This is a genomic window from Paraburkholderia domus (genome assembly GCF_905220705.1).
Classification (GTDB): Bacteria; Pseudomonadota; Gammaproteobacteria; order Burkholderiales; family Burkholderiaceae; genus Paraburkholderia; species Paraburkholderia domus.
In genome coordinates this window covers 1,143,176-1,156,680 of sequence record NZ_CAJNAT010000001.1, presented here as the reverse complement: position 1 = coordinate 1,156,680, position 13,505 = coordinate 1,143,176, and the positions used below count along the sequence as shown (strand labels likewise).

General features: G+C 62.7%; 9 protein-coding genes and 1 pseudogene. All 10 read right to left on the bottom strand.

Going from position 1 to position 13,505, the window contains the following annotated elements:
• Positions 1-639 (bottom strand): annotated as a pseudogene (locus tag KHO31_RS05140) (hypothetical protein); the annotation flags it as partial.
• 434 nt (positions 640-1,073) lie between these two features.
• Positions 1,074-3,233, bottom strand: coding sequence for an ABC transporter ATP-binding protein (locus KHO31_RS05135; RefSeq protein ID WP_201070841.1), 2,160 nt, complete (start codon positions 3,231-3,233; stop codon positions 1,074-1,076).
• Positions 3,233-4,108 carry an ABC transporter permease gene (locus tag KHO31_RS05130; protein WP_201070839.1) on the bottom strand — a complete coding sequence of 292 codons (876 nt, stop codon included), beginning with the start codon at positions 4,106-4,108 and terminating at the stop codon, positions 3,233-3,235. Before KHO31_RS05130 ends, KHO31_RS05135 begins: the two co-directional genes overlap by 1 nt.
• Positions 4,105-5,115 (bottom strand): ABC transporter permease, encoded by a 1,011-nt coding sequence (locus KHO31_RS05125; RefSeq protein ID WP_201070836.1) that lies wholly within the window; start codon positions 5,113-5,115, stop codon positions 4,105-4,107. The genes KHO31_RS05130 and KHO31_RS05125 overlap by 4 nt, the downstream gene beginning before the upstream one ends.
• 105 nt (positions 5,116-5,220) lie before the next feature.
• A complete protein-coding gene (locus tag KHO31_RS05120) occupies positions 5,221-6,885 on the bottom strand; it encodes an ABC transporter substrate-binding protein (protein WP_201070834.1) in 1,665 nt (554 codons plus the stop codon).
• 325 nt (positions 6,886-7,210) lie between these two features.
• Positions 7,211-8,230: a HoxN/HupN/NixA family nickel/cobalt transporter gene (locus tag KHO31_RS05115; RefSeq protein ID WP_201070831.1), complete on the bottom strand. Its 1,020-nt coding sequence runs from the start codon at positions 8,228-8,230 to the stop codon at positions 7,211-7,213.
• 18 nt (positions 8,231-8,248) lie between these two features.
• Positions 8,249-8,764, bottom strand: a complete 516-nt coding sequence (locus KHO31_RS05110) for a cupin domain-containing protein (RefSeq protein ID WP_201070829.1) — start codon at positions 8,762-8,764, stop codon at positions 8,249-8,251.
• 202 nt (positions 8,765-8,966) lie between these two features.
• Positions 8,967-11,072, bottom strand: a complete 2,106-nt coding sequence (gene fusA, locus KHO31_RS05105) for an elongation factor G (protein ID WP_201084729.1) — start codon at positions 11,070-11,072, stop codon at positions 8,967-8,969.
• A 304-nt stretch (positions 11,073-11,376) separates the two neighbouring features.
• Positions 11,377-11,883: a DUF192 domain-containing protein gene (locus tag KHO31_RS05100; protein WP_201070826.1), complete on the bottom strand. Its 507-nt coding sequence runs from the start codon at positions 11,881-11,883 to the stop codon at positions 11,377-11,379.
• Between the two features lie 794 nt (positions 11,884-12,677).
• Positions 12,678-13,247, bottom strand: a complete 570-nt coding sequence (locus tag KHO31_RS05095; protein ID WP_201140552.1) for a pseudouridine synthase — start codon at positions 13,245-13,247, stop codon at positions 12,678-12,680.
• Positions 13,248-13,505: the final 258 nt, after the last annotated feature.

Sequence of the window (13,505 nt, the reverse complement as noted above, 5' to 3'; positions counted from 1 at the left end):
GCCACCGCCGCTGCTTCCACTGCTGCCACCGCCACTGCTGCCACCGCCGCTGCTTCCACTGCTGCCACCGCCACTGCTGCCACCGCCGCTGCTTCCACTGCTGCCACCGCCGCTGCTGCCACCGCCGCTGCTGCCACCGCCACTGCCACTGCTGCCACCGCCACTGCTGCCACCGCCACTGCTTCCGCCACCGCTACCACCGCCATTACCCTTACCGCCGCCGCCGCCGCCGCCGCCCGAGCTCGCCACGCCGCCGGAACCATTGCCGCTCGCACCCGCGCCACTGTTACCCGCGCTCGCTGCACCGTTGCCGCCGGCATGCCGCACGCACCCTCCGACAGCGGTGCTTACGCAATCGCGCGGGCTGAACACCACGGCCGCATCGTCAGCAGCGGTCGGTTCGTCGGGTGCGGTGCCGGTGGCCGTTGCGCCTACCGCCGAACTGTCCTCCTGCGCGAGTTGCGTCGCGCTGTGCGCGTCGCTCGCTGGCAATGCTGCATCGGCATGAAAGATCCATTTGGGAATCGCATCGGTCGACGCGGAATACGCGACCTGGGTTACAAGCAAAACCACGCCTGCTGCGATTGCCGTACTCCGTATAACCCTGAAGTAGTACTGATTGAATTTTCTGGTTTTCATGACATCTCTCCCGAGGGGACGTCGACACCTCGCTGCCGCCATCCCTCATGCTGATTCGCCGGCGGCGGGCCTATCTGAACGCGAGCCTCGTCGCCCCCCCGAGTCTGTATTGCGGATGCAACTCAAGCACTGTCTTCCCGGCTCCCTCGCCGGTGCGCCGATGAGCGCTACCGTGCGCTTCAGCAGATACCATCCGGGCGCGCTTCGTCACGTATCGCTTCTTGCTACGGCGATCCGTACAAGCGGCGCTCCCGATTCTGTTCCGATCTGTTTGGCTTCGAATGTCTGAACGGTACTTAGCGATATCCATGCCATTGCCCGCAAAGCCTTGCGGCGACAGGCATCGAATAGGGGAGTGCGATGCCCGCGAGGAAAAAACGCACGAAAACGTTTCTGTGTTGAAACGCGCGGCCGGAAAGCCGCGTTATTGCGCGTTATTCGTTGCGCGCGGCGTTTTCGGCGGCGTTTTCCGAGCCGTTGCCGGCGCTGTCGCGTGAGACGGCCTGCAGCACGCGCAGTTCGTCGGCGGGGATATGGCAGCGGATGCGGTGCGCGGACGGCTGGGCAGCATCGGCGCTGCCGGCTTCGATGAAGGGTGGGTCTTGCTGCTCGCAGATCGCCCCGAGTTTGCGCGGGCAGCGCGTATGGAACACGCAACCTGACGGCAGCGATGCCGCGCTCGGCAGATCGCCGGACAGGCGGATGCGGGCTTTGCTGTCGTGAGCGTTGAGCGTCGGCGCTGAAGACAGAAGCGCTTCGGTATAGGGATGGTGCGGTCCGCCGAAGACCGCCGCGGCCGGTCCGATCTCCAGCAGCCGGCCGAGGTACAGCACCGCGATGCGATCGGACAGATAGCGCACCACGTGCAGATCATGCGAGATAAACACGTAGCTCACGCCACGCTCGCGTTGCAGATCGGCGAGCAGGTTGAGGATCGCGGCCTGGACGGAAACGTCGAGCGCGGAAGTGGGTTCATCGCAAACCACCACGCGCGGCTCGCCGGCAAACGCGCGTGCGATCGCCACGCGCTGTTTGAGCCCGCCGGACAACTGGCGCGTGCGCGAGCCGAGATAGCGCTCGGGCAAACGCACGGCCGCTGTCAACGTAGCGAGCCGTTCGTCGATCGCGGCGCCACGCAAGGCGGTGAGGCGCGACAACGCACGGCCGATCAGCCGCTTCACCGAGTGAGCACGATTGAGCGCCGAGTCCGGATTCTGGAACACGATCTGCAGCGACTTGACCTGCTCGTCGTTGCGTCGCGTAACGCGCGCGGCGAGTGGCGTACCGTCGAGTTCGAGCACGCTGCCCGCATCCGGTGTGAGCAGGCCGAGCATCAGTTTCGCGAGCGTCGTCTTGCCGCTGCCGGATTCGCCGACGAGGCCGAGCGTTTCGCCACTGGCGAGATCGATCGAAACCTCGTCGACTGCGCGCAGCGGGGCCCCGGATACGTGGAATGTCTTCGAGAGTTTTTCCGCGCGCAACACGAGAGCAGGGCGCTCGCCTTCACGCGATGCACCGAGATGCTGAGGCAATGCGTCCGCGGACGCACGCGGCAGTTCGATTGCGCGTTCGTGGTAATGGCAACGCGACATCTGATCGCCGTGCGCGGCGCTGACCCGATGCGGCGGCGGTGCTTCATGGCGGCAGCGGTCGTCGGCGAGGCGGCAGCGGTCCGCGTAAATGCAGCCTTGCGTGACTGAGCCTGGCGAGGGCAGATTACCCGCGATGGTATCGAGCCGCTCGGTGTCCTTGCTGCGCCCCGCGGTCGGCAAGCAACGCAGCAGTCCAACCGTATAGGGATGACGCGGTCGCGCGAACACGTCCTGGGTTGCGCCTTCCTCGACCAGCTTGCCTGCATACAGCACGCCGACACGCTCGCACATCCGCCCGATCACCGCGAGGTTGTGGCTGATGAACAGCACGGCCGTGCCGAGTTCTTCGCGCAGTTGCGCCACGAGGTCGAGCACTTCGGCTTCGACGGTGGCGTCGAGCCCGGTGGTCGGTTCGTCGAGGATCAGCAAGGCCGGGTTCGAGGCGAGCGCCATGGCGATTACCACGCGCTGCTGCATGCCGCCCGACAACTGATGCGGATAGCTGTCCATCACGCGCTCGGGTGAAGCGATGCGCACGCGCTGCAGTATCTCGACCGTGCGCTGCACCGCTTCGTCGCGTGAGACGCCGGCCGCTTCGAATGCCTCCGTGACTTGCCGCGCGATCGTCAGTGACGGATTCAATGCGCGCCCGGGATCCTGATAGACCATTGAAATCGCGTTCGCGCGCATCGTGCGTAAAGCGTCGGCGTCGAGCTTCTGCACGTCCTGGCCGGCGATGATGATCTTGCCCGCCTTCACTTTGCCGTTGCGCGGCAGATAACGCAGCGCCGCCATCGCGACCGTCGACTTACCGCAGCCCGATTCCCCGACGAGGCCATACGCTTCGCCGCGCCGCACACGAAACGATACGTCCTGCAGCACTTCACGATCGCGTCCGCGGATGCGGTACGTGACCGTCAGGCCGACGACGGTGAGCGCATCCGTGCGATCGCTTTTCGACACGTCGAAGGCGGGGAACGAGGCGGGCGGCGGGCCGTTCATCAGTCGAGCACTCCTTGCACGCTATCGGCGATCAGATTCACGCCGACCACCAGCGAGGCGATGGAGCCGGCCGCGAACACGACCGTCCACCACGCACCGCCCGCCATCAGCGTGTACGACTCCGACAATGCGAGCCCCCAGTCGGCGGAAGGTGGTTGAATGCCGAAGCCGAGAAACGACAGTGTCGCGACCGCGAAAATGGCGTACCCGAGCCGCACAGTCGCCTCGACGATGATCGGCGGCAGCACGTTCGGCAGAATCTCCGCGAACATGATGTACGGGGCGCGTTCGCCGCGCAGTTGCGCTGCGGCGACGTAGTCCAGATGGCGCTCAGCGAACACGGCTGCGCGTACCGTGCGCGCGGTGATCGGCGTGAAGGTGATGCCGATCACGAGGATCACGGTGAAGTTCGAGGCGCCGACCGCGGCCAGCGCAAGCAACGCGACGATCACGAGCGGCAGCGCGAGCACGGCGTCGATCGCACGGCCCACGACGTTGTCGACCCAGCCCTCGAAGTAGCCGACGATCAACCCGAGGGCCGTGCCCGCCACTGTGCCGAGCAGGGTCGCCAAAGGCGCGATGGTCAGAATATCGCGCGCGCCGACGATGACCCGCGAGAACACGTCACGGCCGAGTTGATCGGTGCCGAACCAATGCGTGCTATCGGGCGGCATGAGCGAGTTGAGCGGATCGGATGCGTACGGGTCGATCCGCACGATCCATTGCCCGGCGATCGCACAGACGATCCACCATCCAACGATCAACACGCCGACCACAAACGTGGGTGAGCGCAGCAGCACGCGCAGCCGGTCGAAACGCGGTTCAGCAGCCGGGCGTGGGGCAGGCGGTGCGGCCGGCGGAACGATGGTGCTCATTCGGCGCTCCTCACTCGCAGTCGCGGATTGAGCAGGACATGCAGCGCATCGGCGACGAGATTGGCGACGGTGTAGACCACGCCGATCGTCAGCACGCCTGCTTCGAGCATCGGAAAGTCCTTCGCCTTGGCGGCGTTGTAAATCAACGAACCGATGCCCTGATAGTGGAACAGCGTCTCGACCACCACGAGACCGCCGATCATGTAGCCCAACTGCGTCGCGGCGACGGTGATGGTGGGCAGCAACGCATTGCGCAATACGTGCCGCCAGATCACGGTACGCCGCGGCAAGCCTTTGAGGATCGCGGTGCGGGTGTAGTCCGCATCGAGCGCTTCGACGGTGCCCGCGCGCGCCATCCGCGCGATATAGCCGAAAAACACCAGCACCAGCGGCAGCACCGGCAGAATCAGATGCCGCAATTGTTCGAGCGCGCTTGCTTCGGGCGGAGACGACGCTTCGATGGGCAGCCAACGCAGCCACACGCCGAACACGAGAATCAGTACGATCGACGAGACGAACTCCGGCACCACGGTCGCCGACAAACCGGCGATGCTGATGGTGCGATCGAGCCAGCGTCCGGCGTGCATGGCCGACCACACCCCGCCCGCAATGCCGAGCGGCACGACGACGATAAACGCGAGCACGCCGAGTTTGGCCGAATGCGCCAGGGCGTCGGCGATAAACGGACCGACCGGTTCACGGTACGCATAGGAGAGCCCCATATCGCCGCGCACGAAATGCGCGATCCACTCGACGTACTGCGTCATGAGCGGACGGTCCGCGCCGAGCTGGTGATTGAGCGCCGCGACCGCGCGCGCATCGGCGAGCGGTCCGAGCACCGCGCGGCCGATATCGCCCGGCAGTAACTGGCCGCCCGCGAACACGATCACCGACAGCAGCCACAGCGTGATCAACGACAGGCCGACCCGCGTCGCCAGAAATCGCACGACGCGGCCAGCGTTGCCGCTCGAAACGGGTGACGCGGAAGGGGTCACCGTGGTCGACATCGTGATCTCCTGCCGAAGAAGCGCCGTGCGCTCATGCGTTCCATGGCTCTTGCGTGCACCGCGTTTGCGTTCACTGCTTTTGCGTCCACCGCTTTTGCGTCCACTTTACGCGCTCAGCACCGCGCGGTCGAAATAGAGTTGCGCGAGCGCAGTGAAGCGCACGCCGTTCACACCCTTGCGCATGGCGATCAGTTGATCGTAGAAGAATGGAATGATCACCGGCGTTTCGTCGAGCAACAACGTCTGGATCTGTCCGGAGATTTTCCTCTGCGTGCCCAGGTCGACCGCCGCGACGAACTGCGCGACCAGTTGATCGTATTGCGGATTCCTGAAGTGCGCGGCGTTCCACGTGCCGGTGCTGGTGAGCGGCGCGTTCAGAAATACATTCGGCACGCCGCGATGACCATAATCGGTGATGCCGAGGGGCGAGTCGAGCCAATCTGACTTGCCCGGCGTGCCCGCGCCGTAGTACAGCGACTGGCTTTCCACTTTCAGATCGATGCGCACGCCGATCGCCTTCGCGGCGTTCTGCACGACCACGGCGAGATCGGGAATCTCCATGTACTTCTCGGTGGTCAGCGTGACGTCGAAACCGTTCGGCACACCTGCCTGCGCCAGCAGTTGCTTCGCTTTCGCGATGTCGATCCTGCGTTGCGCGACGCCTGCATCGGAAGACGGAAACACGGGCGCGAACGGGCTGTCGTTACCGAGTTGCGCGCGGCCCTTGAACAGACCGCGAACCAGCACGTCGCGATCGAGCGACAACGCCAACGCCTGGCGCACCCGCTTGTCCTTGAACAGTGGATTGTCGTTGCGCATATGAATCTGGCGATGCGCACTCGACTTCACGCCGACTGCCTTGTAGTCCGGATTGTTCAGAATGCCGGCGCCACCCTGTACGGTGAAGGTGCCCATCACGTCGGCCTGATGGCCTTGCAAGGCGAGCATTTGTGCCTGTTCGTCGGCGTAGAACGAGAACTGTACGCGTTGCGGTAACGCTTTGTCGCCCCAGTAGTCGGGATTGCGCACGAACGATGCGCCGACCTTCGCCTGATACTTTTCGAGCTTGAACGGACCGGTGCCGATGAAGCTCTTTTCATAACCACCCGCATAGTTCGCGGGCAGGATCACGGCGTTGTAATTGTCCGAAGAAACGTAGTACGGGAAGTTGCCATTCGGTGCATCGAGATGGAAGGCGACCGTGTGCTCGTCGACCACCTTCGCACCGCCTTTCGACAGCACGCCCTTGAGCACTGAGAGCGCCGCCGAACCGCTCGCCGGATCGGCGAGGCGATCGAACGTGGCGACGACGTCTTTGGCGGTGAACGCCTGGCCGTCGTGGAACTTGACGTTCGGGCGCAGCTTGAAGGTCCACACGTCACCCTTGTCGTTCGGCTTCCACGACAAGGCAAGCGCCGGCCTCAACACGAGCTTTTCGCCGTCGTCGTCGATCAGGAATTCGCCGGTCTGGTTCAGCAGCGCGAGACTCGCGGCATCGGTCACGGTGAGTGGATCGACTGCGCCGGCCGGCGTCAGATGAGCCACGCGGATTGTCTGGTTAGACGGGCTCGGTGCGCCTTGCGCACGCGCGAGCGGCGCATTCAGAACGCCGCCGCCAACCAGCGACAAACCGATCACGCTCGCATAGCGCAGCAGATCGCGGCGCGTGATGCGGCCGGCGATGAATTCGTCGATGGCGTGGTTGCCGTAGGCGTCAGCGGTGTGGCGGGCCAGGTCGAGTTCGGAGAGTCGATCCGCGGGAGTCTTCATCGATGGAGTGTCCAGTCCGTTCTGCTGTCGGTTCTAAAGGGCCGCGCGGGATGCGCGACAGGGCGACTTATTGCAATGACGAAAAGCTGCAGAGCGCTGCAGTGGTGAAAAGCGGTTTCAGTGTAAGCGATTGCCCGCCGGTCCGGAGCGCCTGATGCGCAGTCCGGCTCCCGTTTGGAGGATAAAAGGGTCGGCATGTGTCGTCATCACAACGCTCGGTGGCCTGCCTCGCATGACACGCGCGAAAGCGCAGGATGCCGCAGCGTCGGAATCGGCGCGACCACCGTGGAAACCTTACCGATCCACTCTCAAAGCTTAGTTGGATTTACCGCGCAGCGGCGCCCGGGCGGCGCCAGCGATGGAGCAGCACCGAGCCGATCCAGCACGCCATGAACATGGCGACGATGCCATAACCCAGCATGCCGAAGCGCTCGTTGAGGCCTGCGACTGCATCCCACACGCCGCCGCTCAGGCCGAGTTTGTCCGATAGCAGTCCCAACGCTTCGACACCGCCGATGACGATCGCCACCACGGCCGACACGAACGTGATGCTCGCGTTGTAGTAGAGCTTGCGCTTCGGATCGTCCATGGCCCAGCCGTAGGCGTGGACCATCAGCACGTTGTCGGTGGAATCGACCAGCGTCATGCCGGCAGTAAAAAGCGCCGGGAACACGAGGATCGAATACAGCGGCAGACCTTTGCCGGCTTCGGACGCAGCGATCGCCAACAGGCCGATCTCGGTCGCCGTGTCGAAGCCGAGACCGAACAGTACACCGACCGGGTACATGTGCCAGCTTTTTGTCGCGAGCCGGAACATCGGTCGCAGTGCGCGCGACAGCAGGCCGGCAGGCGCGATGCTGGCTGTCGTTTCAGCAGCGAGTTCGCCGCCGCGTTGGACGTGGCGATAGCGGCGCCACACGTCGCGCAGAATCACGAGGTTGACGCATGCCAGCACCAGCAGAAACACGGCCGACACGACTGTGCCGATCGTGCCGCCCACCGCCTTGAAGGTTTCGAAGCGGCCGTGCAACGAATGCGCAGTCCACGCAATGCCGATCGTCGCCACGATCACGATCGTCGAATGGCCCAGCGAAAAGGACAGGCCCACGCCGAGCGGCTGCTTGCCGGCCTGCATCAGCTTGCGCGTGACGGCGTCGATCGCGGCGATGTGGTCCGCATCCACCGCGTGGCGCAGGCCGAAGCCATACGCGAGCAGCGCGGTGCCGAGCAGCAGCGGATAGTGGCGAAACGCGATCAGCGCCCACGCCCATGCGCCGAGATTGGCGGTGATCAGTACGGCATACAGCACGATGAGGCGAGGGCGCAGCGAAGCGGTCGGCGTCATGAGTTGCGTGAAAGGACTTTAGTGGTCGTGCGGATGCTTGTGAATCGGATCGACCCAGAAAACCGTTTCCGGGGCTTCTACCGCGTCGATATTCAGGTTCACCACCACCGCTTCGTTGTCGCTGCGCACCAGCACGCATTCGAGCGGATCGTCGGTGCTCGCGTTGATTTCCTGATGCGGCACATAGGGCGGCACGAAGATGAAGTCGCCCGGGCCGGCTTCGGCGGTGAACTCGAGATGCTCGCCCCACCGCATGCGCGCCTGGCCACGCACCACGTAGATCACGCTTTCGAGCGCGCCGTGATGATGCGCGCCGGTCTTTGCATTCGGATGGATCGTCACGGTGCCGGCCCAGATTTTCTGCGCGCCGACTCGCGCAGCGTTGATCGCTGCGGCACGATTCATGCCCGGCGTTTGCGCGGTATTGCTGTCGAGTTGGTCGCCCTTGATGACCTTGACGCCGTGTTCGCGCCAGTCGACGGGTGCCGCCGGGTGCTCATCCTTGTAATGCGGGTGTTCGTGATCCTGGCTCATGGTGTGTCTCCTCGTAGGCGAGCGTCTGGGTGCTGGACGCGGTGCCGTCTGTCATTTTTGCACGTTCAAAAACGTGTGTGTTGCCGACGGCCGTGGGCGGCGTTGCGGACAAAAAAAAGCCCATCCACAGGGACGGGCTTTTTGCTGTTGGCCTTCATTGCAGCGAGGGTCGCAGCCCATGGCGTGTTGCAACCCTCGGCGCTTACTTCTGCTTCGCGTTGATCACGGCTTCCGCGACATTGTTCGGCGTTTCAGCGTAGTGCTTGAACTCCATCGTGTAGGTCGCGCGGCCTTGCGTGGCTGAACGCAGCGACGTCGAGTAGCCGAACATCTCCGCGAGCGGCACTTCGGCACGCACCAGTTTGCCGCCACCGCCGGCGATGTCTTCCATGCCTTGCACCATGCCGCGACGGCTCGACAGGTCGCCCATCACGTTGCCCATGAAGTCTTCCGGCGTTTCGACTTCCACGGCCATCATCGGTTCGAGCAGCACAGGCTTGGCCTTGCGCATGGCATCCTTGAATGCCATCGAACCGGCCATACGGAACGCGTTTTCGTTCGAGTCGACGTCGTGGTACGAACCGAAGGTCAGCGTCACTTTCACGTCGACCACCGGATAGCCCGCCAGCACGCCGGCCTTCAGCGTTTCCTGAATGCCCTTGTCGACAGCCGGAATGTATTCACGCGGAATCACGCCACCCTTGATCGCGTCGACGAATTCGTAGCCCTTACCCTGCGGCGCCGGTTCGAGCGTGATCACCGCGTGGCCGTACTGGCCGCGGCCACCCGACTGCTTGACGAACTTGCCTTCGACATCCTCGATCTTGTTGCGCACCGTTTCGCGGTAAGCAACCTGCGGCTTGCCGACGGTCGCCTCGACGCCGAACTCGCGCTTCATCCGGTCGACCAGAATTTCCAGGTGCAACTCGCCCATCCCGGAGATGATCGTCTGGCCGGATTCCTCATCCGTCTGCACGCGGAACGACGGATCTTCCTGCGCGAGACGATTGAGCGCGATGCCCATCTTCTCCTGGTCGACCTTGGTCTTCGGCTCGACGGCCTGCGAAATCACCGGTTCCGGGAAGATCATCCGTTCAAGAATGATCACGTGCTGCGGATCGCACAGCGTGTCGCCGGTGGTCGCTTCCTTCAGGCCGACTGCCGCGGCGATGTCGCCCGCGTAGACTTCCTTGATTTCCTTGCGCTCGTTCGCATGCATCTGCAAGATCCGGCCGAGGCGTTCCTTCTTCTCCTTAACCGCGTTGTAGACGGTGTCTCCCGAATTCACCACGCCCGAATACACGCGGAAGAAGATCAACTGGCCGACGAACGGGTCGGTCATGATCTTGAAGGCGAGGGCGGAGAACGGATCATCGTCTCGCGGATGACGCTCGATTTCCTTGTCGTGTTCGTCGTGGCCCGTGATGGCGGGAATGTCGACCGGCGACGGCAGATAGTCGATCACCGCGTCGAGCATGGCCTGCACGCCCTTGTTCTTGAACGCGCTGCCGCACAGCATCGGCACGATCTCGTTGGCGATGGTGCGCACACGAATGCCGTGCTTGATTTCCTCCTCGGTCAGCGTCCCGCCGTGCAGGTATTTGTCGAGCAGTTCCTCGCTCGCTTCAGCGGCGGCCTCGACCATCTTGTCGTGCCATTCCTTTGCGGTAGCCGCGAGTTCCGGCGGGATGTCGCGGTACTCGAATTTGATCCCCTGGTTCTCTTCGTCCCAGTAGATCGCCTTCATCTTGACGAGGTCGACCACGCCCTGGAAATGATCTTCCGCGCCGACCGGAATCTGGATCGGCACGGCAACGCCCTTCAGGCGATCGCCGATCTGCCGCTGCACGCGGAAGAAGTCCGCGCCCACACGGTCCATCTTGTTGACGAACGCGATGCGCGGCACCTTGTACTTGTTTGCCTGACGCCACACGGTTTCGGACTGAGGCTGTACGCCGCCGACCGAGTCGTACACCATGCACGCGCCGTCAAGCACGCGCATCGAACGTTCCACTTCAATCGTGAAGTCGACGTGACCCGGGGTGTCGATGATGTTGATCCGGTGTTCCGGATAGTTGCCGGCCATGCCCTTCCAGAAAGCAGTCGTGGCAGCCGATGTGATCGTGATGCCACGCTCCTGCTCCTGTTCCATCCAGTCCATCGTCGCAGCACCGTCGTGAACCTCGCCGATCTTGTGGGTCACGCCTGTGTAGAACAGGATGCGTTCAGTGGTGGTGGTTTTGCCGGCGTCGATGTGAGCACTAATGCCGATATTCCGGTAGCGCTCGATGGGAGTCTTGCGGGGCACGTGAACCTCCTTGGAATGGCGCGCCTGAAACGCTTGCCGGGCGGCAGTCTGTGCTGCCCGGGGAGCCTCTTTGCTGCTTTGCTAAGAATACTAGGATAGCGCGTCGGCCTGTCTTTTGCAGGAATCTTGCCAGCCGCGCGTGAGGGCCTGCTGGTATGGGCTCACGGAGGCGGCGCGGATCTCTGGCGCACCTTGCCGGCCTCGCTCTGAACGAAAAAAAGCCGGTGCCTCATGAAAGGCACCGGCTTTTTCTGGAAAGCGGCCGCTGAAAAAAGCGGCAGGTGTCGCCGCGATCGGCGCGCTTTTATTGCGCGGCCGGCAACCCCTGGATTTTCATCCCCGGTTTGATGCCTTTCGACGAGAACCAGCCCTTGCTCATTTCCAACGCATACACGCCGTTGTTCTTCGGGCAGTGATTGTTGGTGGTCTCGGCCTGCATCTCGTCGATGTCGGTGACCGTGCCGTCGGCGCGCATGAAGGCGATCGACAGCGGGATCAACGTGTTCTTCATCCAGAAGCAATGCACGGCGGTTTCGTTGAAGACGAACAGCATGCCCTCATTCGGCGCGAGGGTCGTGCGATACATGAGACCTTGTTCGCGGTCCGCGTCGTTAGCGGCGACGGCTGCGTCGATCACGAACATGCCCGCGGTCAGCTTTGCGCGCGGAAAGTCGCCGGGCTGCTTCGCACCGGCTGGCATCTGTTGCGCATGAGCGGGGGCAGCAATAGTCGCTGCGAACGACATCGCGGCGAGCGGCAGTGCAACGGCAACAGCGAAACGCGCAATCAACGAGCGCATGGGAAATCGCACGGCATGACTCCTTGCTGGAAATTAACTCGCGAATGTTACGCGAGCGCGTCAAAAACAAAAAGGCAGATCGCCTCGCGGTGATCTGCCTTTCAACGCCGTAAGAACGGCAGTGAAGCTAGTTCTTGACTGCGTTTTTACAACAAACTTACTCCGAAGCGCCCGAAGCTGCAGCTGCTGCTGCTGCCTTCTTGTGCGACTTCTTGTGAGCGTGCTTCGTGGTCTTCTTTGCCGACGAAGCTGCTGCTGCCGGAGCTGCCGAAGCTGCTGCCGGTGCCGAAGCTTGTGCGAATGCTGCCGTTGCGAAGAGACCAGCGACCAGAGCGGCGATCAGTTTGTTCATTTTGTAAAACCTCAGCTTGAGTTAATTAACCAAATGACCCGGTTATATGTAGAGTCATGTCGGTAAACGTGCCATCCACCTTTCGGTTGACAGCCGCATCGACATTTTTTTCGACGCGTCTGCTTAGCGCTCAGACTCCCCGTACTCACCGCGAGAGCGGCTTGTCCAAAGGCCCTTAAGGCTGAATGCCGGATAGCTTCGGGCGGCATCTGCGTCGAATAACGCGTGAGATCGCGCACTGGTTGACGTGTTTTTTGTGGAAAATTTATATGCCGGCGTGCTGATGCAAATGAATGGCTGCGCAGCGATCGCGTCCACAATTGTTTCACGCCTTTTTTATATTCGTTTCACGCGCTATTTTGTTTGCGGATACAACGAGTTAGCATTTTGGCGGCGAGTCAAAATGCAAGGTTGATGCGGGTTCGGTGCGGGCGTGGCGCGCAAGAAAACAGGTTCAGACGATGCCTTCCCATGGAGCCGTCAGCGGCAATTCAACGCTCTCTTCTGGCTGCAGTCCGAGCGAAAAAATATCGAGTGCGCCGATGCCGACGCGCACGAGGCGCAACGTCGGAAAACCCACCGCTGCAGTCATGCGTCGCACCTGACGGTTCTTGCCTTCGGTGATCGACAATTCGATCCACGTGGTCGGGATCGCTGCGCGATAGCGGATCGGCGGCGTGCGTGCCCAGAGTGAATCCGTCGGCTCGACGTATTCAGCGAGACAAGGTCGCGTCACGTAGTCGCCGAGATCGACGCCGCGCACGAGCTTCTTCAACGTGGCATCATCAACGGCGCCTTCCACTTGTGCCCAATAACGTTTGACAAGTTTGTGACGCGGCTCGGCGATACGCGCTTGCAGCGCGCCGTCGTCGGTGAGGAGCAGCAGCCCTTCGCTATCGGAGTCGAGTCGGCCCGCCGGATAGACGCCGGGGACCTTGACCCAGTCAGCCAGCGATGCGCGCGTTTCATGCGGCGAGAACTGGCAGATGGTGCCGAACGGCTTGTTCAGGGCGAGAAGGCGCATAGGGAGGTCGGTGAAAGTCGGGTGGCGGCGGCCGCTGCGGGAAGCGTCGCCCAAGCCTTGAGAGGCGCTGGATCGATAGTAAATGGCGGGATAATAATGCATAATGCGCGGCGGCAAATCCTTTGTCTTATATAAGACATAAGAGTAAGCGGCCTCGCTGATTTGATTTTCGACAAGGTTGGAAAACCCCGAACCGCCGTGGCCTCGTTGCCGCGCCGCCGTGGGCTAGAATAGACGGCCTAGCCGCTCGCGGGCGTC